Annotated in this window: 28 protein-coding genes and 1 pseudogene; 11 read left to right on the top strand and 18 right to left on the bottom strand. The window is 71.4% G+C overall.

Annotation, left to right across the window (positions count from 1 at the left end):
* The 6 genes from ACJ73U_RS33635 to ACJ73U_RS33660 all read right to left on the bottom strand — a co-directional run.
* Window positions 1-1,057, bottom strand: a 1,057-nt coding sequence (locus ACJ73U_RS33635) for a glycogen debranching protein (RefSeq protein WP_407781778.1), incomplete at its 3' end; no start/stop codon positions are given.
* An 83-nt stretch (window positions 1,058-1,140) separates the two neighbouring features.
* Window positions 1,141-2,928: a 4-alpha-glucanotransferase gene (gene malQ / locus ACJ73U_RS33640; protein WP_407781779.1), complete on the bottom strand. Its 1,788-nt coding sequence runs from the start codon at window positions 2,926-2,928 to the stop codon at window positions 1,141-1,143.
* A 52-nt stretch (window positions 2,929-2,980) separates the two neighbouring features.
* Window positions 2,981-3,223: a hypothetical protein gene (locus ACJ73U_RS33645; protein WP_407781780.1), complete on the bottom strand. Its 243-nt coding sequence runs from the start codon at window positions 3,221-3,223 to the stop codon at window positions 2,981-2,983.
* A gap of 270 nt (window positions 3,224-3,493) precedes the next feature.
* Window positions 3,494-4,159, bottom strand: a complete 666-nt coding sequence (locus ACJ73U_RS33650) for an endonuclease V (protein WP_407781781.1) — start codon at window positions 4,157-4,159, stop codon at window positions 3,494-3,496.
* Window positions 4,156-4,509: a toxin-antitoxin system YwqK family antitoxin gene (locus ACJ73U_RS33655; RefSeq protein ID WP_407781782.1), complete on the bottom strand. Its 354-nt coding sequence runs from the start codon at window positions 4,507-4,509 to the stop codon at window positions 4,156-4,158. Before ACJ73U_RS33655 ends, ACJ73U_RS33650 begins: the two co-directional genes overlap by 4 nt.
* A gap of 50 nt (window positions 4,510-4,559) precedes the next feature.
* Window positions 4,560-5,261 (bottom strand): SDR family oxidoreductase, encoded by a 702-nt coding sequence (locus tag ACJ73U_RS33660; RefSeq protein ID WP_407781783.1) that lies wholly within the window; start codon window positions 5,259-5,261, stop codon window positions 4,560-4,562.
* A gap of 80 nt (window positions 5,262-5,341) precedes the next feature.
* Here ACJ73U_RS33660 and ACJ73U_RS33665 point away from each other — a divergent pair, with 80 nt between their 5' ends.
* A complete protein-coding gene (locus ACJ73U_RS33665) occupies window positions 5,342-5,785 on the top strand; it encodes a winged helix-turn-helix transcriptional regulator (RefSeq protein WP_407781784.1) in 444 nt (147 codons plus the stop codon).
* A 4-nt stretch (window positions 5,786-5,789) separates the two neighbouring features.
* On the opposite strand, the gene ACJ73U_RS33670 is transcribed toward ACJ73U_RS33665, so the two are convergent.
* The 3 genes from ACJ73U_RS33670 to ACJ73U_RS33680 all read right to left on the bottom strand — a co-directional run bounded on the left by ACJ73U_RS33670 (window position 5,790) and on the right by ACJ73U_RS33680 (window position 7,177).
* The gene (locus ACJ73U_RS33670) at window positions 5,790-5,972 is read right to left on the bottom strand and encodes a hypothetical protein (protein WP_407781785.1); all 183 of its coding nucleotides are present in this window, start codon (window positions 5,970-5,972) and stop codon (window positions 5,790-5,792) included.
* A gap of 120 nt (window positions 5,973-6,092) precedes the next feature.
* Entirely contained in the window at window positions 6,093-6,593 is a 501-nt protein-coding gene (locus tag ACJ73U_RS33675) for a GNAT family N-acetyltransferase (protein WP_407781786.1), read from the bottom strand.
* 11 nt (window positions 6,594-6,604) lie between these two features.
* A complete protein-coding gene (locus tag ACJ73U_RS33680) occupies window positions 6,605-7,177 on the bottom strand; it encodes a helix-turn-helix domain-containing protein (protein ID WP_407781787.1) in 573 nt (190 codons plus the stop codon).
* Between the two features lie 73 nt (window positions 7,178-7,250).
* Between ACJ73U_RS33680 and ACJ73U_RS33685 the strand changes: the two genes are divergently transcribed.
* Both ACJ73U_RS33685 and ACJ73U_RS33690 read left to right on the top strand, forming a co-directional pair.
* Window positions 7,251-8,126, top strand: a complete 876-nt coding sequence (locus tag ACJ73U_RS33685; RefSeq protein WP_407781788.1) for an NAD(P)/FAD-dependent oxidoreductase — start codon at window positions 7,251-7,253, stop codon at window positions 8,124-8,126.
* 78 nt (window positions 8,127-8,204) lie between these two features.
* Entirely contained in the window at window positions 8,205-8,810 is a 606-nt protein-coding gene (locus tag ACJ73U_RS33690; protein ID WP_407781789.1) for a histidine phosphatase family protein, read from the top strand.
* Window positions 8,811-9,090: 280 nt separating this feature from the next.
* Here the strand turns inward: ACJ73U_RS33690 and ACJ73U_RS33695 are convergent.
* From ACJ73U_RS33695 to ACJ73U_RS33715, 5 genes and pseudogenes are all read right to left on the bottom strand, one after another.
* A pseudogene (locus ACJ73U_RS33695) lies at window positions 9,091-9,540 on the bottom strand (SRPBCC family protein); the annotation flags it as partial.
* Window positions 9,537-9,890: a DUF5313 family protein gene (locus ACJ73U_RS33700; RefSeq protein ID WP_407781790.1), complete on the bottom strand. Its 354-nt coding sequence runs from the start codon at window positions 9,888-9,890 to the stop codon at window positions 9,537-9,539. The pseudogene ACJ73U_RS33695 and the gene ACJ73U_RS33700, both read right to left, overlap by 4 nt.
* 82 nt (window positions 9,891-9,972) lie before the next feature.
* Complete coding sequence (locus tag ACJ73U_RS33705) at window positions 9,973-10,428, bottom strand: hypothetical protein (protein WP_407781791.1); 456 nt, start codon at window positions 10,426-10,428, stop codon at window positions 9,973-9,975.
* A gap of 82 nt (window positions 10,429-10,510) precedes the next feature.
* The gene (locus tag ACJ73U_RS33710; RefSeq protein ID WP_407781792.1) at window positions 10,511-11,368 is read right to left on the bottom strand and encodes an ATP-dependent DNA ligase; all 858 of its coding nucleotides are present in this window, start codon (window positions 11,366-11,368) and stop codon (window positions 10,511-10,513) included.
* A gap of 489 nt (window positions 11,369-11,857) precedes the next feature.
* Window positions 11,858-12,220 (bottom strand): anti-sigma factor antagonist, encoded by a 363-nt coding sequence (locus ACJ73U_RS33715; RefSeq protein WP_407781793.1) that lies wholly within the window; start codon window positions 12,218-12,220, stop codon window positions 11,858-11,860.
* A gap of 111 nt (window positions 12,221-12,331) precedes the next feature.
* Between ACJ73U_RS33715 and ACJ73U_RS33720 the strand changes: the two genes are divergently transcribed.
* Window positions 12,332-13,051, top strand: coding sequence for a GAF and ANTAR domain-containing protein (locus tag ACJ73U_RS33720; protein ID WP_407781794.1), 720 nt, complete (start codon window positions 12,332-12,334; stop codon window positions 13,049-13,051).
* A 305-nt stretch (window positions 13,052-13,356) separates the two neighbouring features.
* Here the strand turns inward: ACJ73U_RS33720 and ACJ73U_RS33725 are convergent, their stop codons facing one another.
* Window positions 13,357-14,202 carry a glycosyltransferase gene (locus ACJ73U_RS33725; RefSeq protein WP_407781795.1) on the bottom strand — a complete coding sequence of 282 codons (846 nt, stop codon included), beginning with the start codon at window positions 14,200-14,202 and terminating at the stop codon, window positions 13,357-13,359.
* 159 nt (window positions 14,203-14,361) lie between these two features.
* Between ACJ73U_RS33725 and ACJ73U_RS33730 the strand changes: the two genes are divergently transcribed.
* Window positions 14,362-15,474, top strand: a complete 1,113-nt coding sequence (locus ACJ73U_RS33730) for a calcium:proton antiporter (protein WP_407781796.1) — start codon at window positions 14,362-14,364, stop codon at window positions 15,472-15,474.
* Here the strand turns inward: ACJ73U_RS33730 and ACJ73U_RS33735 are convergent.
* Window positions 15,464-16,027 (bottom strand): TetR family transcriptional regulator, encoded by a 564-nt coding sequence (locus ACJ73U_RS33735; RefSeq protein WP_407781797.1) that lies wholly within the window; start codon window positions 16,025-16,027, stop codon window positions 15,464-15,466. The genes ACJ73U_RS33730 and ACJ73U_RS33735 overlap by 11 nt on opposite strands.
* A gap of 97 nt (window positions 16,028-16,124) precedes the next feature.
* Between ACJ73U_RS33735 and ACJ73U_RS33740 the strand changes: the two genes are divergently transcribed.
* The 3 genes from ACJ73U_RS33740 to ACJ73U_RS33750 all read left to right on the top strand — a co-directional run bounded on the left by ACJ73U_RS33740 (window position 16,125) and on the right by ACJ73U_RS33750 (window position 18,423).
* The gene (locus ACJ73U_RS33740; RefSeq protein ID WP_407781798.1) at window positions 16,125-16,997 is read left to right on the top strand and encodes an oxidoreductase; all 873 of its coding nucleotides are present in this window, start codon (window positions 16,125-16,127) and stop codon (window positions 16,995-16,997) included.
* A 9-nt stretch (window positions 16,998-17,006) separates the two neighbouring features.
* Complete coding sequence (locus tag ACJ73U_RS33745) at window positions 17,007-17,528, top strand: DUF1697 domain-containing protein (RefSeq protein ID WP_407781799.1); 522 nt, start codon at window positions 17,007-17,009, stop codon at window positions 17,526-17,528.
* Between the two features lie 76 nt (window positions 17,529-17,604).
* Complete coding sequence (locus tag ACJ73U_RS33750; RefSeq protein ID WP_407781800.1) at window positions 17,605-18,423, top strand: endonuclease/exonuclease/phosphatase family protein; 819 nt, start codon at window positions 17,605-17,607, stop codon at window positions 18,421-18,423.
* A 20-nt stretch (window positions 18,424-18,443) separates the two neighbouring features.
* On the opposite strand, the gene ACJ73U_RS33755 is transcribed toward ACJ73U_RS33750, so the two are convergent.
* Together ACJ73U_RS33755 and ACJ73U_RS33760 are read right to left on the bottom strand one after the other, a co-directional pair.
* Window positions 18,444-18,650 (bottom strand): hypothetical protein, encoded by a 207-nt coding sequence (locus tag ACJ73U_RS33755; protein WP_407781801.1) that lies wholly within the window; start codon window positions 18,648-18,650, stop codon window positions 18,444-18,446.
* Window positions 18,651-18,739: 89 nt separating this feature from the next.
* A complete protein-coding gene (locus ACJ73U_RS33760; protein WP_407781802.1) occupies window positions 18,740-18,985 on the bottom strand; it encodes a phosphopantetheine-binding protein in 246 nt (81 codons plus the stop codon).
* A gap of 102 nt (window positions 18,986-19,087) precedes the next feature.
* Between ACJ73U_RS33760 and ACJ73U_RS33765 the strand changes: the two genes are divergently transcribed.
* From ACJ73U_RS33765 to ACJ73U_RS33775, 3 genes are all read left to right on the top strand, one after another.
* Window positions 19,088-19,294, top strand: coding sequence for a heavy-metal-associated domain-containing protein (locus tag ACJ73U_RS33765; protein ID WP_407781803.1), 207 nt, complete (start codon window positions 19,088-19,090; stop codon window positions 19,292-19,294).
* Window positions 19,295-19,296: 2 nt separating this feature from the next.
* On the top strand, window positions 19,297-20,187 hold the full coding sequence (locus ACJ73U_RS33770) for a hypothetical protein (RefSeq protein WP_407781804.1): 891 nt from the start codon (window positions 19,297-19,299) through the stop codon (window positions 20,185-20,187).
* Window positions 20,188-20,290: 103 nt separating this feature from the next.
* Window positions 20,291-22,483 (top strand): heavy metal translocating P-type ATPase, encoded by a 2,193-nt coding sequence (locus ACJ73U_RS33775; RefSeq protein ID WP_407781805.1) that lies wholly within the window; start codon window positions 20,291-20,293, stop codon window positions 22,481-22,483.
* Window positions 22,484-22,567: the final 84 nt, after the last annotated feature.

A 22,567-nucleotide genomic window follows, 5' to 3' on the forward strand; every position in this document is an offset into this window, starting at 1 on the left:
AGAACTCGCGGGCCAGCGTGGCCGCGAGGTCGAAGCGGTAGCCGTCCACGTGCATGTCGTTCACCCAGTACCGCAGCGAGTCCATGATCAGCTGCAGCGTGTGCGGGTTGCGCACGTTCAGCGAGTTCCCGGTGCCCGTGTAGTCCATGTAGTACTGCTTGTCGTCCTCGACGAGCCGGTAGTACGCGTCGTTGTCGATGCCGCGCATGGACAGCGTCGGGCCGAGGTGGTTGCCCTCCGCGGTGTGGTTGTAGACCACGTCGAGGATGACCTCGATGCCCGCCTCGTGCAGCGTGCGGACCATGGCCTTGAACTCCTGCACCTGGCCGCCCGCGTCGGTGCGGCTCGCGTACTGGTCGTGCGGGGCGAAGTACGCGATGGTGTTGTAGCCCCAGTAGTTGGACAGCCCCTGCTCGGTCAGGCCGTGGTCGTGCAGGAACTGGTGCACCGGCATCAACTCCACCGCGGTCACGCCGAGCGTGTTCAGGTAGTCGATCATCACCGGGTGCGCCAGGCCCGCGTACGTCCCGCGCAGCTCCTCGGGGATCTCCGGGTGGCGCATGGTGAGCCCGCGCACGTGTGCCTCGTAGATCACCGTTTCGTGGTACGGGATGCTCGGCGACCGGTCGTTGGCCCAGTCGAAGTACGGGTTGACCACGACGCCGAGCATCGTGTGCCCGGCCGAGTCGAGGTCGTTGCGCGAGTCCGGCTCGCCGAAGTCGTAGCCGAACACGGCCTGGTCCCAGTCGACCTGGCCGGTGACGGCCTTCGCGTAGGGGTCGAGCAGCAGCTTGTTCGGGTTGCAGCGCATCCCCTGGCCGGGGTCGTACGGTCCGTGCACCCGGAAGCCGTACCGCTGCCCGGGGTTGACGTTCAGCAGGTAGCCGTGGTGGACGAACCCGTCGACCTCGGGTAGTCGGACGCGCTGCTCCCTGCCCTGCTCGTCGAACAGGCACAGGTCGACTGCTTCGGCGACCTCCGAGAACAACGCGAAGTTGGTGCCGGCACCGTCATAGGTGGCGCCGAGCGGGTAGGGGGAACCGGGCCAGGGCTGCACGCGTGCTCCTCGTCGAAACGGGCGATCGTCATTACTACCGTAGAGCGGACAGGCTCACGTTTTGCCGCTCAGGGGATGGTCAATCAGGGTGATACCCCGTTTGAGCGGGCATCACGCAGCGCGGCGACCGCGGCCTGAACCCGGGTGTCGGCGAGCAGCTCCGTCACCCCGAGGGGTAGCGGGATTCGCCAGTTCGGGTACTCGTCGACGGTTCCCGGCAGGTTCGGCTGGCGCGGATCGCCCAGGGCGTCCTGCGGCGAGGTCAGCAGCAGGCGGCTAGCGGCCGTGCCGAGCAACCGGTGCAGCGCGACGACCAGGTCCGGCTCGGACGGGTCGGCCGGCAGCAGCCCGTGCTCGGACAGCGCCGCCAGCATCTCGGTCCTCGCCTCCTCGGCCCGTGCCCGCTCGCCGTCGACGTCGTCGATCAGGCCCAGCTCGGCACGGACCCGCACGTTCTCGCCGCGCAGGAACCCGGCCGTGGTGGGCAGGTCGTGGGTGGAGATGCTGGCCATCGCGTCGACCGGCCAGTCCTTGGGCGCCAGCAGCGGTGGGGGATCGGCCGTCTCGTCGTCCCAGTCCCGCTCGAAGTACAGCACCGACGAGCTGAGCACGCCGCGGGCGTGCATGGCGTCGGTCACCTCCTCGGGCACCGTGCCGAGGTCCTCGCCCACCACCATGGCGCCGGCCAGGTGCGCCTCCAGCGCGAGGATGCCGAGCATGGCGTCGGCGTCGTAGTACACGTACGTGCCCTCGTTCGGCGGGTGGTTCGGTGGGATCCACCACAGCCGGAACAGGCCCGCGATGTGGTCGACGCGGATGCCGTCCGCGTGCCGGAGCACGCTGCGGATGACCTCGCGGAACGGCCGGTAGCCGGCGGCCGCGAGCCGGTCCGGGCGCCACGGCGGCAGGTTCCAGTCCTGGCCCTGCTGGCTGAACGCGTCCGGCGGCGCGCCGACCCGGACGTTCGGGGCGAGCACGTCCTGCAGCGCCCAGGCGTCCGCGCCGGCCGGGTCGACGCCGACCGGCAGGTCGTGGACGATCTTCGCGTCGGTGCTCGCCAGGACGTTGCCCAACTGGGTCTCACACAGCCGCTGGAGCCACGCGTGGAAGGCGACCCGGCCGGCCAGCTCCTCCCGGGCGCGTGCCACGGCCGCGCCGTCCGGGCGGCGCAGGTCCGCCGGCCAGTCCCGCCAGTCGCCGCCATGCCGCTCGGCGAGCGCGCAGAACGTGGCGAAGTCCCGCAGCTCGTCGCTCATGGGCTCGGGTGCACCCGGCCAGAGCAGTTCCAGCGCGGCCAGCTTGGCGGTCCACACGGCGTCGTAGTCGATCAGCTCGGCGCGCTCGGGCGCCAGGCGCAGGACGTGCTCGCGGGTCTGCTGGTCGGCCCGGCGGAACTCGTCGGTCTCGGTGATCCGCAGGTAGATGGGGTTGGCGAAGCGGCGGCTCGACGGCGAGTACGGCGAGCGCCGCACGGGCAGCGCCGGTGTGATCGCCTGGACGGGGTTGACCAGCACGACACCGGCGCCGGAGGCCCGGGTGAACTCCCGCAGGTCGGCGAAGTCCCCGATGCCCCACGAGCCCGGCGAGTGCAACGCGTACAGCTGCAGCATCCAGCCCCACGCCGGGTCGACCGTGGGCAGTCGACGCGGCGTGACGATCAGCTCGGTGCCGTCATCGAGTTGGTGATAGCCGAGCGGGGGAGTGTCCGGACCCTCCGTGACGACCCTGGTGCTCGACGGGACCGGCGGTCCCATCTCGTCGAGGACGGCGCGCACGACCTCCTCGGCCACCGTCACCCGTTGGCGGTCGGCGTTCTCGTACCAGGTGGCAACTCCGCGCGCCTCGGCGAGCGCACTCAGCTGTGGGTCCATCCGACAAGGATGTCAGTGAACGCCCGCCGGAGCTTGGCGGAGGGAGGCCCGCTCAGTGGACAGCGCGCTGGCTGGGCACCGGGTGCAGGTCGTCGCGCGCGGCGGTCAGGGCCGTCCTGGCGTGTTCGAGGTCGGCGTGGCGAAGGCTCACCCGGGCGTCACGCACCTGCCGGACGGCGGCCTCCACGCGGCACGTGTCCCCGGCGGCGGCCGTCCAGGCGAGCGCGGCGCGGAGGACGTCGTCGAGACGGGACAGGTCGGCCTCGCCGGTGAGGCCGGCGAGCACGCTGTCCACTGCCCGGCGAAGACGCTCACCAGGCGCTGGTAAGGGGCGCTTCCGAATCGGTGGAAGTCGTCTTGGGGACTGCACGATCAACTGCTGCTTGGTCACCGCGACCCTCCAACTAGGTTGGGCCGTGCCTGGGCCCCGACGGTCCCGCAACCAACCCAACGGGTCCGATCCTCGCACTCTTGGCCGCTCAAGCACAGTCTGAAAACCAGGATTAGCACAGGATTCACACTGTTAACGTTCAGTAGCTCGTCGGCCGACCGCCGATGGACATGGCTAACGGAAAACGCGTGCGTGGAGTGCCTGCCGCGACAGATGATCGGCTGCTCGCGTGGTTTCCGGCAGCCGGTACCGCGGCGTCAGCGCGATGACCTGGGCACATGCGGTGTCCAGGTCCACGAGGTGGCCGATCGACACGAAGACCGGCTTCACGTTCCGCTGGGTGCGCAGGACCGCGCCGACCTCCTCGTCGCCGTCGAGGAGCGGCGACCGGGCGCCACGCGCGGTGGCCGGCGCGACATAGGGACCCATCGAGGTCTTGGCCACACCGATCGAGGGCAGGCCCGTCTCGACCCCGAGGTGGCAGGCCAGGCCGAAGCGGCGGGGGTGGGCGAGACCGTGCCCGTCGGCCAGCAGCAGGTCGGGGGTGACCGTCAGCCGGGAGAGCGCCCGGAGGAGCGTCGGCAGCTCGCGGAAGGCGAACAGCCCCGGCACGTACGGGAACTCCGCCTCGCCCAGCGCGGTGGCCGACTCCAGCACCTCGCCCGTGGCCACCGACACGGTCACCGCGGCCGCGGCGAGGAACGGGGAACCGATGGCGTAGGCCACGTCCAGGCCGGCGGCGGTGCGCGGGGCGAAGCCCGGCGGCGCGGACCGGACGACCGACGGCGCCAGATCCACCTGCAGCCGCACGGCCTCCTCGACCGAGGACGGCACCCTCACCGCTCGTACGTCTCGTCCGAGATGACCTTGCCCTGCTCGTCCCAGCGCGTCACCCGGCGCAGCCCGCCGCCGTCGTCGTACGCGCGCTCCACCTTCCGCGAGCCGCTGGGGTACCACTCGCGCTGCGTGCCGACCGTGTCACCGCGCCGGCTCTGCCCCTCGACGATCAGCACGCCGGTCCTGGTCCACACCCGGAACGGGCCGTCCGGTCGGCCCTCCACATAGGACGTCAGGGACAACAGCTGCCGGTCCGGGCCGTACTCCGCGACCTCGCCGGTGAAGGGCTCGCCCCGGTACGACGGCATGTCGTGGTCGTCCCAGTCGAGCTCGGCCTCGTCGACGCGCAACACCAGCAGGAGGTTACTCGCGCCACGCGGCGGCGGCGGTCGGTCTGGCAACCTCAGGCCACGCTCGGGAACAGCAGCGACAGCGGGCCGGACAGCGCGGCGCGGACCTGGCGGGACCGCTCGTCGGCGACGACCTCCGGCTCGCCGGCCTCCACTCCGTCCAGCGCGAGGTTCGCGACCACCAGCGGGTCGCTCTTCGGCGCGTCGACGTGCGCGACCAGTTCGGTGTCCATGAACCCCACGTGCAGCGCCGTGACCAGTGTCTTCTGGTCGGCGAGGGCGAGCCGGAGGCCGTTGGTCAGCGACAGCTCGGCGGCCTTGGCGGCGGAGTACGCCTCGAGGCCCGGCGCGGTCGTCCACGACAGCACGGACAGCACGTTCACGAGCGCGCCGCCGCCCGCCGCCGCGAGCACCGGGGCGAACGCGCGGGCCACCGACAGCGTGCCGAAGTAGTGGGTCTCCATCTCGAGGCGGATGTTCGCGGGGTCCTCGTCGAGCAGGGTGGCGCCGGTGCCGGTGCCCGCGTTGTTGATCAGCAGGTCGACGTCCGGCGCCAGCTCGGCGGCCGCGGCGACCTGGGCCGGGTCGGTGATGTCGAGCCGCACCGGGACGACGCCGGGCAGGTCGACGGTGCGGGGGTCGCGAGCGGCGGCGTACACCTTCGCCGCGCCTCGGTCGAGGAGTGCCTGGGCGAAGCGGCGGCCAAGGCCCCGGTTGGCGCCGGTGACGAGGGCGGTCGCGCCGTTGATCTGCATCTCGTGCTCCTTGGAGTCTGAGTAGGTTTTTCCAAGTTAGCATGAGTAGGATTTTCCAACTCAGAGATATGATGGAGGTCATGGAAACGCCGTGTTCGATCGCCCGCACCCTCGAGGTGCTCGGCGAGCGGTGGACGTTCCTGGTGGTGCGTGAGGCGCTGGCCGGGACGACCCGCTTCGCCGACTTCCGCGCCACGCTGGGCGTGGCTCCCGACATCCTCACCAGCCGGCTGAACACGCTGGTCGAGGCGGGTGTCCTGGAGCGCCGCCCGTACCAGGAGGAGGGCAGGCGAACGCGCCACGAGTACCACCTGACCGCGGCCGGGGGGGACCTGCGCGTGGTGCTGGGCGCACTGCAGCAGTGGGGTGACGAGCACCGCCCGTACCTGAAGGGCCCCACGGTCGTCCGCCGCTCCAGCGACGACCGCCCCCTGCACGTGGCCTACGTCGACGACGAGGGTCGGGAGGTGCCGCTGTCCGAGGTGCGCTTCGTCCGCACGGCCGCCTACCCGACCCCCGCCTGAGCGCTCACGGCAGCGCCGGGGTCACGCGGCGGCGGACCGGCGTGCGATGGGATCCCGTCAGCCAGCGGCGGAGCAGGGACGGGCGCCCGCCGCGGCCCTCCCTGGCGTCGCGGGTCAGTGCCGCGGTCTGGGCCCGCTCGAGGCGGTAGTCGATCTCGGCCTGGACGAACTCCGGCGTGATGTTCATGTCCTTCTCCTGTCTCTTCTTTCCGACAAGGAGAAGATTCGCCCTGAGGCCCGGCCGCGGGCATCGGATGATCACGCACGAGTGGCCTCACGAGCCCTTACCCGAGCTGTCGAAGGCGGTTCAGGAGGGGGAGTAAGGGGGCAGCGCGAGCCATTCCCCCCAGCTGAGGTCCCGGCCGACGTACCGGGGCGCCTGGAACGGCCAGATCCTGGCGATCCACCGGGGCACCAGGATCTCGAGCGCCTCCTCGAGGGGCGTGCCCACGCGGTCGTCGACCACCCACCAGCTGATCTCCGCGTCCGCGCCCGCCTTCCCCGGCGGGTCGACGTACACGCAGCCGAGCAGTTCGGTCTCGCCGAGGTCGAGCAGCGCGTAGTTGAACGACTCGTGCGCCTCGATCTCCCGCTCGTGCCTGGCGAGGTCGGCCCGGTCCTGCTCGACCGTCATCGTCTCCGGCGGCCAGCCCCACGCCTCGCCGTAGGTCCGCCACAGCCGCTCCCGCGAGCCCATCACGGCCGGGTAGTCGATCTCCACGTCCGACTCCCGGATCGGCCGCAGGTGGTAGCCGTCCATGATCGGGACCGTCGTGGGGTGTGCGAAGTCAGCGGGCAGCCAGGCCATGAGCGGCCACGTTACCGCTTCGGCTTGGCGCGGACGTGCATCCGCTCGCCCTGCTTGCCGAACAGGCTGAGGATCTCCACCGGGTGGTCGTCCGCCGAGCCGAACCAGTGCGGCAGGCGGGTGTCGAACTCCGCCGCCTCGCCGGGCTGCATGACGAGGTCGTGGTCGGCGAGCAGCAGCCGGGCACGCCCGGACAGCACGTACAGCCACTCGTAGCCCTCGTGGGTCCGCTGCTCGGTGGGCCGGCCGGGCGGGATGACCATCTTGTACGCCTGCAGGCCGCCGGGTTGCCTGGTCAGGGGCACGACGGTGCGGTCGCCCGACATCCTTGGTTCCATCCGCACGCGCGGGTCGCCCACCTTCGGCGCGCCGACCAGCTCGTCCAGCGGCACCTGGTGGGCGATGGAGATCGGCAGCAGCAGCTCCAGGCTCGGCCTGCGCTGCCCGGACTCCAGCCGGGACAGCGTGCTCTTCGAGATGCCGGTCGCCTCGGACAGCTCCACGAGCGTGACGTTGCGCTGGGTGCGCAGCCGCCGCAGCCGGGGGCCGACCTCGGCGAGCGCGGTCGTGATCGCATCGGTCATGTTCCCAGTATCGGCAACGAATGTTGTCGAGGTGGGGACTGGGTCCGCATCCTGGTCGCGGAGGTGGTCGTCAATGTATGACGTGGTGATCGTTGGTGGGGGTACGGCCGGACTGGCGGCGGCGCTGGTGCTCGGCCGGGCACGGCGGAAGGTCGTGGTGATCGACGCGGGGGAGCCGCGCAACGCGGCCGCGCACGAGTCGCACGGGTTCCTCACGCGGGACGGGCTCCCGCCCGCCGAGCTGCTGCGGCTCGGCCGTGCGGAGGTCGCCGGCTACGGGGTGGAGCTCCTGGCCGACCGGGTCGTGTCGGCGAAGCCCGGCTTCGCGGTGGCGCTCGCCTCCGGTCCGGTCCTGACCGCGCGGAAACTGCTCGTGACGGCCGGCGTGCGCGACGAGCTGCCGGACGTGCCCGGCGTCGCGGAGCTGTGGGGCGACCAGGTGCACTTCTGCCCGTACTGCCACGGCTACGAGGTCCGCGACGAGCGGGTGGGCGTGCTGGCGAGTGGTCCGCTGGGCGTGATGAAGGCCGTGATGCTGCGTGAGTGGGCGCCGGACGTGGTCCTCTTCCCCGGCGACTACCAGCTCACCGACGACGAGGCCGCCCAGCTCGGCTCGCGCGGGATCCCGGTCGAGCCGGGGAAGGTCACGCGGCTGGTGGTGTCGGCCGGCCGGCTGACCGGCGTGGACCTGGCGGACGGCCGGACCGTGGCGCGGACGGCGGTGTTCGTGAACCCGACGTTCGTGCCGAAGGACACGCTGCTCAGGGAGCTGGGCTGCGAGCTGGACGACCAGGGCTGGGTCCGCGTGGACGCCGTGGGGCGCACGAGCGTGCCGGGTGTGTGGGCGGCCGGCAACGTCGTCGACCCGAGCGCCCAGCTGCTCAGCTCGGCCGGCGCCGCCGCGACCGCGGCCGCGCGGCTCAACCACGACCTGATCTTCCGGGTGTGAGACGGTCCACTGTGGCCGCCTCGGGCGCGCGGCTGACCGGCGGCTCGTGGCAGGATCGGCGGGGAGGTGCTGACGACAGTGACCCGACTTCTCCTCGCCCGCCACGGTGAGACCGTGTGGCACGCCGGAAACCGTTACGCGGGCGGCCGAAGTGAGCCCGAACTGACCGAACTCGGCGTGCGGCAGGCCGAACAGCTCGCGAAGACGGCGGTCGCCGCCGGGGTGACCACGGTGGTCAGCTCACCGCAGCGGCGGGCCGTCACCACCGCCACCCCGACCGCCGAGGCGCTCGGGGTGCCGCTGCACCTGCGGTCCGACCTGCGTGAGGTCGACTTCGGCGACCTGGAGGGGCACTTCCTCGACGAGATGGACCCCGTGGCCGCACAGGGCTTTCGGGAGAACCCGGAAGCAAACGCTTTCCCCGGCGCCGAGCCACTCGCGGAGGCCGGCGTCCGGGGTGCGGCGGCGTTGCGCGCCATCGAGGAGGAGCACCGGGGCGGCACCGTGCTGGTCGTCGCGCACGGCACGCTGTTCCGGCTCACGCTCTGCACACTGGTCGGCCTGCCCGTCAGGAACTACCGGCGGATCTTCCCGGGGCTGGACAACGCCGCGCTGTCGGAGATCCGGTTGCCGGCCGACCCGTCGCACCCCGCCGCCATCATCTCGCTCAACTGCGCGCCCTGACGCAGAGGAGAAGAGGCCGACGGGGGAGCCACCACAACTCCACCCGCCGGCTAGTTCACCCGATTACGTACCTCGGTCAGAACGGGTTGCGCCGGTTGCGGTCCATGCCCGCGACGTTGTTCGGCACCGACTCGTCCGGGCCCTCCGGCGCGGCCTCGTCGGAGTACGCCGGCTTGTGGTGCTCGCCGGCGAAGTCCGGGCTGGGCTCGCCGATCGGCGGCAGGCTCTGCGACGGGCTGCCACCGCGGTCGCCCAGCCGGCGCTCGCCCTGCTGCGGCTCGCGGTCGACGTCACCGCGCCAGGCGCCGGTCTCGCTGCCGCGGTTCTCGATGAAGTCGCGGAACCGCTCGAGGTCGCCCTGGACCCGGCCGCCCACCACGCCCAGCGCGGAGCCGGCCTTCTCGGTCAGCGTGCTCGGCTCGTACTCCATCTGGAGGTGCACCCGCGTGGTCTGGTCGTCGAGGCGGTGGAACGTCACGACGCCGGCGTGCTGCGGACCGTCGACGGACCGCCACGCGACCCGCTCGTCGGGGTGCTGCTCGGTGATCTCGGCGTCGAACTCACGCGTGACACCGCCGATCGTGGTGCGCCAGTGCGTCCTGGTCGGCGTGGTCTGCTCGATCTTGTCCACGCCCGACATGAAGTTCGGGAAGGACTCGAACTGCGTCCACTGGTTGTACGCGGTCCGTACGGGCGCCTTGACGTCCACCGACTTCTCGATGGTGGTCACTGATGCCACTCCTTTCGCGTTCGTTTTCCTGTCCCTGGCGGGAAACCGTGTTTCACCAGCCGCGCCTCGACCAGCTCGTCGGCGCTGGTGAGCGTGAAGTACAGGCTCATCGCCAGCGCGAGCGCCGCCGCGGCCAACGCCCAGCCGACCGGCAGCGGGGTGAACACCGTGAGCACGACGAACGCCACCACCAGCCATGGCAGGGTCTGCACCACGACGCTCAACCCGTACCGCCACAGCCAGCCGCGGTCGGTCGCGTCGTGGAGCACCCAGTCGCGGTACCGGTCCGGGAGCCGGCCGCCGAAGGCGTAGCGGACCCGCTGCACCGCGTTGGGTCTCGTCGTCTCCATGTCCTCGGGTACCCCTCGATTCCGGGGCGAACCGTGAAAACCGGCCGTACTGGTGCGAATCCAGTGTCTACAAAGGACGAAATTACCGGATGTCCGCCAGTGCGGCCGCGACGGCCTCGACCACCTCGGGATGCCCGAGTGGCATCGGCGCCTCGACCCGGTCGCTCGCTCCGTGATGGCTCCTGGCCACGACCCGCACCTGGATGTCCGTGCCGGCCAACGTCGTGGCGCCGTCCTCCTCGGCCGGGTCGACCAGCAGGACCGAGCTGACGATGTCGGCGAACTGTCGGGCGATCGCGATCGCCGTCGGGCACGCCTCACCACTCGCCACGAGGCTCGCGGGCGCCTGACGCTCGGTCAGCGTCTCGAGGACGTCCTCGATCTCCTCCAGCGAGTTGTGGCCGGCCGGTGTCCGGCACCAGGCCAGCTGGAAGTGGTCGGCGAGCTTGTTCCAGGTAGGGGGTATCTCGTGCTTTGCCGTGCCCGCCGGGTCGACTACGACCAGCGCGGGCCCGTCGTCCTGCCCGGCCCACACCACTGGCGCTCCTTCGGACCGCGGACCCTGTCTGTCGAACTCACGCATGACTGAGGGATACCGCGTCCGGTCCGCGCAAAACGCCCTACTCGCGGACGACCTCGGTCGGCGGCTTGTCGGTGCGCAGCCCACCGAAGCGCGGGTGCCGCAGCCGTCCCTCGCGGGTCCACTCGCTGAACCCGACCTGGACGACCAGCTCCGGCCGGATCCAGTGCGCGGTCGGCTCGGGCACCTGGTCGGCGAACGGCGACTCCTCCTGCGCCATGGTGTCCATGCGTGCCCGCAGCTCACGCAGGGTGGCGTGGTCGTACCCGGTGCCGACCTTGCCGGCGTAGCGGAGCAGGCCGCCCTCGTGGTAGCCCACGATCAACGCGCCGAACCCGGCCCGCGACCCCTGCGGTTCGGTGAACCCCCCGACGACGAACTCCTGGCCGCGCAGGCACTTGAACTTGAGCCAGTCGCCGGACCGGCCACCGCGGTACGGCGAGTCGGCACGCTTGGCGATGAGCCCTTCCCAGCCGTGGTCGCACGCCCACTGGTAATAGGCCTCGCCGTCGCGGTCGCGGTGCTCGCAGTAGCGCAGTCCCCCGCCGAAGCGGAAGGCCGTGCGCAGGATCGACTTCCGTTCCCGCAGCGGCCGCCCGGTGAGGTCGATCCCGCCGAGCGACAGCAGGTCGAACACGTAGTAGAGAACGGCGTCGCCGTCGTGGACGATCTCGCCGTCGGTGACGAAGTGCGTGCCGCCCGAGGAGGACAGCAGTTCGATCAGCTGCGGATAGCTCTCGTCGAGGCGTTTGTGGTTGCGGGACCACAGCTGTGGTCGCCAGCCATCGCGGATGGACATGGCGCGCACGCCGTCCAGCTTTCGCTCGAAGACCCAGTCGTCGTCGGAGAAGCGCCGATCGGTCGGCGTCGCGAGCATCAACTCTGGCGGATCGATCATCTCTCGTCTCGGTGATCGTTGAAAGTGCAAATTGCATACCCAGAGTTGCGGATTCTAATCCGTTGTCATCAACGCCGTGCACCGACCCGCCGAAAAGAGGGTGAGAAGTTACTTACCGCAGGTGTCGAGGCATTTCGGTGATCACTCGATCGAGGTCTTTGACTCCCCGGATCGGGGTGCGGTGAGTCGCGTCCGGCGGCGGCGTCGGCCGCGTCCCACCCCCGTGTGTCGGATCGGCGGTCGGCGTCGTCTCGTCCCCGGGTAGCGACTCGACGTCATCCGGCCGCCCAAGATCAGTGACCGCGGCTCCCGGCGCGGTCGCCGGCCGGCTTCTCGTCCACAGAGGACTGGACGCCCGTCGCTCATCCCACTCCCGGGTGCCCCGCGGATCGTTCCCGGCCGACGTGGAGCGCACTGTCCACTATGGACGACACTGTGGCGGGACTGGAGTGAACCGCACTGGTCAGGCCAGCAGACCGCTTGCGGTGGCTAGAGCGTCGCTGTCCTGACGTCCGGGCTGACGGGCAGCAGGTCCAGCATCCGCATGACGGCGAGCGGCCGCACCACCACGCGCCCGGTCGCCACCAGCCGCAGCCGGGCGTCCCGGTTGGCCAGCGTCGCGCGGGCGTCGAGCAGGACGGAAATCCCCGCACAGCCGAAGAACGTCACCTTGGACAGATCACACACCAGTAGTCGCACCGCGGGATCGGCGGCCAGCGGCGCCAGAGCCGCTCGCAGGGACGGCACGGTCGCGATGTCGACCTCGCCCGTCGCCGTTACCAGTGCGACGCCGTCCCGCGCGGGTCTTACCCCGATGCCGAGCCGAGCGCCGAGCGGCCAGCCGCCAGCCATAAGTGCCCCACCCTCCAAGAGACACGGCTGACTTCGTAACCGTGAGCAAAAACTCGCGACAGGTTATCAAGCGGTCTTGCCGCCGCATCGAGGCGCGCCCAGACTCCGGGAGTGCCCAGCGACATCCTGACCGTGGCGAGCGAGCTCGCCGAGATCACTCGCCTCGTGGCCGCCGACGACTTCGGCGCGACGACGGCGAAGTTCGTCCAACGGATCGTCAACACGATCCCCGGTTGCGACGAAGCGCTCATCACGGTCCGCTCGACCAACGGTGTCGAGACGGTCCAAACCAGCGGCGACCTGGGGTTCGACCCGTTGAGCCCCGGCCCCGTCATCGAGGCCGTGACCTTCCGCGAGCCGAGGCAGCTCACCGACACCATGTCCGACCAGCGCTGGCCCGCCTTCGCCACGCAGCTGGTCAACGCCGGTTACCGCAGCTGCATGACCCTCCCGCTGTCCACACGGGGCGACGAGTCCGCCGTGCTCACGCTCCTGTCCCGCGAGCCGGCGACGTTCGACGAGTCGTCCTACGACGTGGTGCTGCTGCTCACCCTCCACGCCGGCGTGGCCTTCGACAACGCGTCGATCTACCACGACGCCCTCGAACTGGTGGGCCAGCTGCGGACGGCGTTGCGCACCCGCTCACTGGTCGGCCAGGCGCAGGGCCTGCTCATGCGCGACCAGGGCTTCGGCCCCGACGAGGCGTTCGCACTGCTGAAACGGGCCTCCCAGAACAGGAACATCAAGCTGCGCGAACTCGCCGCCCAACTGGTCGAGGCCCACGAGAACGGCGGCTTCGACAAGCTCGTCGCCGACTTCACCCCCCTCTAGCGACGCCCTGAACCGCTTTCGGACGCGCTACCTGGATCCACCGCTCATCAGGAGGCCGCCGCTGCGGCGCGTGGCCCGTCTCACAGGCCTGGCGCGGCGCGCCGGCTCATCCGCTCATCCGCCAGCTGGCGAGACCGCACCACCGCGGAAGCGCCGTTCATGGCGCTGCACGCCTGTGGGTCGCACCAGGCGCCCCGGCGGCGAGGCGGCGTGACCGGCGTCGGCTGCGATGCGTGAACGCCCGGCAAGATCGCCGGCGGAGCCTCTTATCGTCGCGGAGGCGCCTGCCAATGCGTCGGCGAAGACTACGCGGCCCGCGCGACCGGCGCCGCTGTCAGCAGGTCCTCGATCCGGTCCGCGGCCGTCGCCGGTGCGCCCGCCGCCTCGACCAGGCCGGCCAGGCGCCGGGCCGTGGCGTCCGTCGGCTCGTCGACCCGCAGTTGTTCGACCACCCGGCGCAGGTCCTCCGCCGGCAGTTCCGCCGGCGCCGCGATCCGGCCGGCCCCGAGCGCGACGACGTCCCTGGCGTAGCCGGCCTCCTCGGCCGTTCCCGGCGCGAGCACCATCGGCACGGCGGCCCGCAGCGCCGCGCTCACCGCCGCGAGTCGCCCGTCGGTCAGGAAGACGTCCGCGTGCGGGAGGCCCGCGTACCTGGTCGAGTCCCCGACCACCACCTGCCACTCGGTGTCCCCGAAGGCGCGGACCAGCGGCCCGATCGGCGGCCCGTCGACCAGCAGCACCGGCCGGCGCCCACCCGGCCGCCACGGGTCGTGCACCGCGCCGCGGGTGCCGGGCACGGTGAAGACGTACGGGTCGAACGCCCGCTCGCCCGGCCACTCGTGCCCGCGTGCCAGGTTGGTCCCGGCCACGACCACCGGCAGGTCCCCGAACGCCGGTGCGGCCTTGGCCGTGCGCGGGTCGGCGACCACGGCGTCCACCGGGCCCTGTGCCCGGAACACGGCCATGTCCAGCAGCCCGCGCTCGTCCCGGCCGAAGCGCAGCACCCGCACGCCGGGGCCGGCCGCCTCGTCGACGTAGGGATCGCCGGACGCGAACGTGACCTGGTGCCCCCGCCCGCCCAGCTCCTCCGCGAGGCGCAGCGTCGGGTACAGGTGCCCCCGGTCGGGCCGGCTGAGGAACAGGAGGTGCATGCCCGAAAACCTAAGGTCCGCCGGTCGTGACGATCTCGAGGCGCGGTGGAGACGGGTGGTCCGGCGACCACGCATCCGCTATGGGGAACGATGTGATCAACCGGGCATAGCGGACAGGTCGCGCGGCGGGGTGGCGATGGTCACGGATAGGGTCGGGAGGTGGCGGAGCGGAGGGAGTGGCTGACCTGGACGGTCCTCGTGCCCGCGTTCGGGGTCCTCGCGCTCGCCGTGACCTGGGGACGTGACCTCGGGGTCGTGGCCGTCGTGCTGGTGGCCGTGGTGCTGGCCGGCGCCGTGCTCGCCGCCGTGCACCACGCCGAGGTCGTCGCGCACCGGGTGGGGGAGCCGTTCGGGTCGTTGGTGCTCGCGGTCGCGGTCACGGTGATCGAGGTGGCGCTGATCGTCACGCTCATGGTGTCCGGCGGGAAGGGGGCCGCCTCCCTCGCGCGGGACACCGTCTTCGCCGCGCTCATGCTCACCACCACCGGGATCGTCGGCCTCTCGCTGCTGGTCGGGGCGCGCCGGTTCCACGTGACGCTCTTCAACGCCGAGGGCAGTGGCGCGGCCCTCGCCACCGTGACGACGCTGGGCACGCTCAGCCTCGTGCTGCCGACCTTCACCACCAGCCAGCCCGGACCGGAGTTCTCCCCGTCGCAGCTGACCTTCGCGGCGTTGGCGTCCCTCGCCCTGTACGTGATGTTCGTGCTCACGCAGACCGTCCGGCACCGGGACTTCTTCCTCCCCGTCGCCCAGACCGAGGAGCCCGTCGCCCGGACCGAGGAGAACGACGCGGCTGACCACGCGCCGCCACCCACCACCCGGGCCGCGCTGGTGAGCCTCGGGCTGCTGCTCGTCTCGCTCGTCGCCGTCGTCGGGCTGGCCAAGGTCGAGTCGCCCGCCATCGAGGACGCCGTCGCCGCCGTCGGGTTCCCGCCGTCGTTCGTCGGCGTCGTCATCGCGGTGCTCGTCCTGCTGCCCGAGACGCTCGCCGCCGTGCGGGCCGCCCGCCGCGGCCGCGTCCAGACCAGCCTCAACCTCGCCTACGGCTCCGCCATGGCCAGCATCGGCCTCACGATCCCCACGATCGCGCTCGCGTCGGTCTGGCTCGACGGGCCGCTCGTGCTGGGCCTCGGCTCGACGCAGCTGGTGCTGTTCGTCCTGACGGTCGTGGTCAGCGTGCTGACCGTGGTGCCCGGTCGTGCCACCCGGCTGCAGGGCGGCGTGCACCTCGTGCTGCTCGCGGCCTTCCTGTTCCTGGCGGTCAATCCCTGAGGATCGCGGCCACCGCGTCGACCACGACCTGACGGCGGCGCCGGAGCGGGATGCCGGTGACGTGCCCGGCCATCTCCGGGGTCATCGAGCTCCACAGCGCGGACATGTGCACGACCAACGCCAGCAGCTCCTCTGGCGTGAAGCGGCTCGTGACCAGGCCCTCCCGCTGCGCCTGCGCGATCGCTTCGAGCTTGTCGTTCGTGCTGGCCACCACGACCTCGACCGCGGCGTAGCCCTCGCCCTCCAGGCGGTACCACTTCGCGAGCCGCTCCTTGACCGGGTTGGCGGTGAAGCGGTCGAACAGCCGGCCCGCGTACTCCGGGAGGTTCGTCGCGTCGATGGGCGCCTCGCGCAGCGTGTCGCGCGCCAGCTCGCTCATGACCGCGTCGAACAGGCCGTCCTTGTTGGTGAAGTAGTGGTAGATCTGCGCCTTGTTGCTCTTCGCCGCCGTCGCGATCCGGTCCACCCGGGCACCCGCGATCCCGTACTCGGCGAACTCCCTGGCCGCCGCGTCCAGCAGCCGTCGCCGGGTTGCCTCCGCGTCACCAGCCATGCCGCCACGGTACCTGACTAACCGTCTAGTTGACAGCGCAGTCCCGCGGTGCTTACCTGGAACGAGGAGTCAACCAACCAGTCAGTTAGGAACTGCGATGACGAAGGTCTTCCTGGTCACCGGTAGCTCACGCGGCCTGGGCCGTCAGATCGCCGAGAAGGTGCTGGCCGCCGGGCACTCGCTGGTCGCGACCGCCCGCAGGCCAGAGCAGCTGGCCGAGCTGGCCGAGCGCCACGGCGAGCGGGTGCGCACGGTCGCGCTGGACGTCACCGACCCGGCGGCGGCGCGGGCGGCCGTGGACGCCGCGGTGGCGGCGTTCGGCCGGCTCGACGTGGTGGTCAACAACGCCGGCTACGCCAACTCCGGTTCCGTCGAGGACACGCCCGCGGACGACTTCCGCGCGCAGGTCGAGGCCAACCTCTTCGGTGTCGTCAACGTCACCAGGGCCGCGCTGCCCGTGCTGCGCGAACAGGGGGCCGGCAACATCATCCAGGTCTCGTCGGTCGGCGGCCGGGTGACCACTCCGGGGCTGTCCGCCTACCAGGCCGCCAAGTTCGCGGTCGGTGGCTTCTCCGAGGTGCTCGCGAAGGAGGTCGCGCCGCTGGGCATCAGGGTCACCGTGCTGGAGCCGGGTGGCATGCGGACCGACTGGGCCGGCTCGTCCATGGCCGTCCACCCGGTCTCCCCGGCGTACGAGCGGACCGTCGGCGCCGTGAACGCGTTGCGCGCCAAGCTCATGGCGCGGGCAGCGGGCGACCCGGCGAAGGTCGCGGACGTCGTGCTGGCGGTCGCCGACCTCGACGAGCCGCCGGTCCGCCTGCTGCTGGGCAGCGACGCGGTCCGCTTCGCCGGGCAGGTGGAGGCGGCCCGAGCCGAGTCGGACGCCCGGTGGCGCGAGCTGTCGGTGTCCACGGACTACGACGACCTCACCGAGGAGAACATCGACCCGCTCGCCACGCTGCGGGGTTAGAGTCCGCGTGTGATTCACGTGGTTCTGTTGCGCGGCATCAACCTCGGCCCGAAGCGGCGCGTCGCGATGGCCGACCTGCGGGCGTGGTTGACCGAGCTCGGCTACACGGACGTGCGCACGCTGCTGCAGAGCGGGAACGCGGTCGTCCGGACGGACAAGGGCCCGGACGAGGTGCGCGAGGAAGTGGAGGCGGCGCTGGCCGAGGGCGCCGGCTTCACCGTCGACTGTGTACTGCGCACCGCGCCCGAGCTGCGGGCGGTCGTCGACGCGGACCCCCTCGGTGACGTCGTGACCGACCCGTCGCGCTATGTGGTGTCCTTTCTCGACGTGCCGGGGAGGTGGCCGGAGATCGATCCTGCCGAGTACGAGCCCGAACGGGTGCACCTCGCGGAGCGGGAGGCGTACTTCTGGTTGCCGAACGGTCAGCTGAAGTCCCGGATTCTGGCCGCTTTCCCTCCCCGAAAGGGTGAAGTGGCCACGGTCCGCAACTGGAACACGGTGACCAAGCTCCTGGCGATGGCGGCGGAGTAGTCACCGGAGCGCGATGGGCGCTCCGATACGCCGCCCGGTCGTGACCGTGTCGGTCTGCTCTCTACCATCACTTGCCATGTCCGGTCTCAGCTTGTTGACGATCAATATCGGCAGCCCGTCGGAAGAGCGGGCGCACCGCCAGCTGGCGTGGCTCGCCACCAGACACGAGGACGTCTTCGTGCTGACCGAGACCAGGACGAGCGACGGCTGCAGGCACCTCGCCGACGCGTTCCGGACGGCCGGCTACGCGGTCCTGTACCCGAAACCCGCGCCGGGCGAGTACGGCGTGATGGTGATCAGCAAGGTGCCGATGCAGGCCGACCCGATCGGCAGAAGCCTGACGTACCTACCCAATCGGGTGACAGGCGTGCTGATCTCCACCCAAATGGGTCAGGTCCGAATACTGGGGACCTACGTGCCGACCCGGGACGCCACAGCGGAGAGGACGGAACGCAAACGGCGCTTCCTGTCGGAGTTCAACACCGCGCTGGCGAGCGGCCTGACCAGTCCGGGCACGCAGACGGTGCTCCTGGGCGACCTGAACGTCGTCGAACCGGACCACGAGCCCCAGTACACGTCGTTCCGCTGGTTCGAGTACGACTTCTACCGCGGCCTGACCGACAAGCACGGTCTGGTGGACGCCTTCCGCCACCTGCATCCCGAGCGGGTGGAGCACAGCTGGATCGGCCGCACCGGCGACGGCTACCGCTACGACCACGCCCACTGCAGCAAGGAACTGGCGGAGGACCTGGTCGAGTGCGAGTACCTCCATGAACCGCGCACGACGCGACTGACCGACCACTCAGGACTGTCGCTGCGGTTCGCCTGCGAGACGAGCACCGTACTGGAAACCTCGGACCCCTTCGACGCGGTGAGCCCGCCAACCTTGTTCTAGCACAGGGGGTCTCCGGGAAATCAGGCCACGGCGAGGAGCTTGGCCGCCCGGCGCCGCGCGAGGACGGCCTGCTTGTGCATGCGCACCGCCTCGACCCCGGCGGCGTCCACGGCCAGCCGGTCCAGCAGGTGCGCCTTGCGCGTGTACCAGTCAGCGACCTCGTGGACGCCGGCGTGTGGGCCGGGCACTGCCCGCATCACGGTGCCCATCTCTTCCAGCGTTGTCATGGCAAAAGTGTGACCGCGGTCACCAATTACCCGCCAGTGATCGGGAACCCTAAGTACAGGTAACGCGACATGTGGGAACTATGAGCGCCTCACGCCGCCAGATGCGGGTTCGCCCGCAGCAACGCGGAAACGCGGCCCCACCACCCGTCCAGGGTGGGCTCGTCGGCGAGGTCCTGGTAGGTGACCGGCAACCCGTGCACGCGCAGCTCGTTGACCAACCGCAGCACGCTGAGCGAGTCGAGGCCCAGCGCGAGGAGGTCGGTCGCGCGCTCGATGTCCTCCGGGGACGCGCCGGTCACGTCGACGATCACAGCTGCCAGGTCATCTCGGGTCACGGCTGCCAGCCTGGCATCCCCACCTCGCACCGGACACAACTCCTGCTTGCCCCGATACGGTGGGGGGGTATGGTAGTGTCGTCCCGAGGAAAGGAGTTGGCGGTGACTACGAACACGTACAAGGTGACCGGCATGACGTGCGCGCACTGCGTCGGCTCGGTGACGGACGAGGTCTCGCGGATCCCCGGCGTCACGGACGTTCAGGTCGATCTGCCGACCGGCGAGGTCACCGTCACCAGCGAGGCGCCCATCGACGTCGAGACCATCCGCGCCTCCGTCGACGAGGCCGGTTACGAGTTGGCCAGCTAGCCATGTCCGCGGGACTGAAGTTCGCCGGGCTGGCCCTGGTGATCGCCGCCGTGTTCGGTGGCGCCTACGGCGTCGGGCAACTGGTCGGGCCGGTCTCGCCCGAGCCGGCGCCCGCCGCGCACGAGGGCATGGCCGAGGAGGGCCACGGCGGTCACGGCGCGGCCGTGCCTAAGGGCCTGCAGGTCAGCCAGGACGGCATGACCCTCGACGTGTTGAGCACCGGCCTCGTCGCCGGACAGCCGGCCGACTTCACGTTCCGGATCCTCGACGAGGCGGGCGACGCGGTCACCCGGTTCACCGAGACGCACGACAGGCTGATGCACCTGATCGTCGCGCGCCGCGACCTTTCCGGGTTCCAGCACGTCCACCCCGCGATGGCCGCCGACGGCACCTGGCACGTCCCGCTGACGTTCCCGAACGCCGGTGACTACCGCGTGTTCGCCGACTACCGGGTGCGCGACGCGGACGAGGGGCTGACGTTGGGGGCCGACGTCCCGGTCGCCGGTGACTACGTCCCGGCGCCGCTGCCCGGCCCGGCGCTGACCGTGGCGGTCGGCGAGTACCGCGTGCTGCTGTCCGGCACGCTGACCCCGGGCACCACGAGCAGGCTGACGCTGACGGTCGACCGCGACGGCGTCCCGGTCACCGACCTCCAGCCGTACCTCGCGGCCTACGGCCACCTCGTCGCGCTGCGGCAGGGCGACCTCGCCTACCTGCACGTCCACCCGGACGGCGCGCCCGGCGACGGGACGACGAGCGCCGGGCCGAACATCGTCTTCTACGCCGAGGTGCCCTCCGCCGGCACCTACCGGCTGTACCTGGACTTCAAGCACGGGGACACCGTCCGCACGGCGGAGTTCACCGTGGTGGCGGGGGAGCACGGTCATGAGTGAACAGGAACAGTTCGAGTCGAGCCGGCTGCCCGGCTCGGCCACTCGCGCAGCCGTCGCCGGCGATGACCCCGGTCCCTCCGGGGTGGAGCTGATCATCGGTGGCATGACCTGTGCGTCGTGTGCCGCACGGATCGAGAAGAAGCTCAACCGCATCGACGGCGTCGAGGCCAGCGTCAACTACGCCACCGAGAAGGCGCTGGTGAAGGCGGCCGGTGTGCCGACGGAGGACCTGGTCGCCACCGTCGAGAAGATGGGCTACACCGCACGGGTTCCCGTCCCCGAACCGCCCGAGGCGGCGGCGGAGCCGGCGGACACCGAGGTCCGGGCGCTGCGCGACCGCCTGCTGGTGAGCCTCGTGCTGACCGTGCCGGTCGTCGTGCTCGCCATGGTGCCGGCGTTCCAGTTCGACTACTGGCAGTGGGCGTCGCTCTCCCTCGCCGCGCCGGTGATCGTGTGGGGCGCGCTGCCGTTCCACCGGGCCGCGTGGCTGAACCTGCGGCACGGCTCGGCGACCATGGACACGCTCATATCGATGGGCACGATCGCCGCGTTCGCCTGGTCGCTGTACGCGCTCTTCCTCGGCACGGCAGGCGTTCCCGGCATGACGCACCCGTTCGAGCTGACCATCGAGCGGACCGGCGGCGCGGGCGACATCTACCTGGAGGTCGCGGCCGGCGTCACGACGTTCATCCTGGCGGGCCGCTACTTCGAGGCACGGGCGAAGAGCCGCGCCGGGTCCGCCCTGCGCGCGCTGCTTTCCCTGGGTGTCAAGGAGGCCGCGGTGCTGCGGGGCGGCGTGGAGACGCGGGTGCCGATCGACCGGCTGGCGGTCGGCGACCGGTTCGTCGTGCGGCCGGGGGAGAAGGTCGCCACCGACGGCGTCGTCGAGGAGGGCGCGTCGGCGGTCGACGCGAGCATGCTGACGGGTGAGTCGCTGCCGGTCGAGGTGTCGGCCGGCGACGCGGTGGTCGGCGCGACGGTGAACGTGGGCGGCCGGCTGGTCGTGCGTGCCACGCGCGTCGGCGAGGAGACGCAGCTGGCGCAGCTGGCGCGGCTGGTCGAGCAGGCGCAGACCGGCAAGGCCGCGGTGCAGCGGCTCGCGGACCGCGTGTCGGCGGTGTTCGTGCCGGTCGTGATCGTGCTGGCGTTCGCGACGCTGGGCTTCTGGCTCGGCACGGGCGCGTCCCCGTCGGCGGCGTTCACCGCGGCGGTGGCCGTGCTGATCATCGCGTGCCCCTGCGCCCTGGGCCTGGCCACGCCGACCGCGCTGCTGGTCGGCACGGGCCGCGGCGCGCAGCTGGGGATCCTCATCAAGGGCCCGGAGGTCCTGGAGTCGACGCGGCGCGTGGACACGGTCGTGCTGGACAAGACCGGCACGGTGACGACGGGCCGGATGACGCTGGTGTCGCACGTGGTCGCGGACGGCGTGCCCGAGAGCGAGCTGCTGCGGCTGGCCGGCGCGCTGGAGGACGCGTCGGAGCACCCGATCGCCCGCGCCGTCGCCGACGCGGCTCGCGCGCGGGGTGCGTTGCCACCGGTGTCGGCGTTCGCCGCTCTGGACGGGCTCGGCGTGCGCGGCACGGTCGAGGGCCACGAGGTGGCGGCCGGCCGCGTGGTCGACGACGAGTGGCTGCCGCCGTTGCCCGCGGCGCTGGCCGAGGCCAGGGCGACGGCCGAGGCCGCCGGCCAGACGGTCGTCACGGTGGCGTGGGACGGCGCGGTGCGCGGCCTGCTGATGGTGGCGGACACGGTGAAGCCGACGAGCGCCGAGGCCGTGTCCCGGTTGCGTGCCCTCGGCCTGACCCCGGTGATGCTGACCGGCGACAACGAGGCGGTGGCCCGCTCGGTGGCGGCCCAGGTGGGCGTCGACGAGGTGATCGCGGGCGTCCTGCCGGCGGGCAAGGTGGCCGCGGTCAAGCGCCTGCAGTCCGCGGGCCGGGTGGTGGCCATGGTGGGCGACGGCGTCAACGACGCGCCGGCACTGGCCCAGGCCGACCTGGGCCTGGCGATGGGCACGGGCACGGACGTCGCCATCGAGGCCAGCGACCTGACCCTGGTCCGCGGCGACCTCCGCGTGGCCGCGGACGCCATCCGCCTGTCCCGCCGCACCCTGGCCGTGATCAAGGGCAACCTGTTCTGGGCCTTCGCCTACAACGTGGCTGCCATCCCGTTGGCCGTGGCCGGACTCCTGAACCCGATGATCGCCGGAGCGGCCATGGCCTTCTCCAGCGTGTTCGTGGTCAGCAACAGCCTGCGCCTGCGCGGCTTCCGCGCTCAGACGGGTGCGGTCACCTGACCGGGCGGTCGATCAGTCGAGACCACCCGCGCGGTCCCCATCTCCTTCTCGCTCATACGCGCCGCGGACGGCCTGACATCATGC

The sequence above is a fragment of the Actinophytocola sp. genome, assembly GCF_045807065.1.
Taxonomy (GTDB): Bacteria; Actinomycetota; Actinomycetes; order Mycobacteriales; family Pseudonocardiaceae; genus Actinophytocola.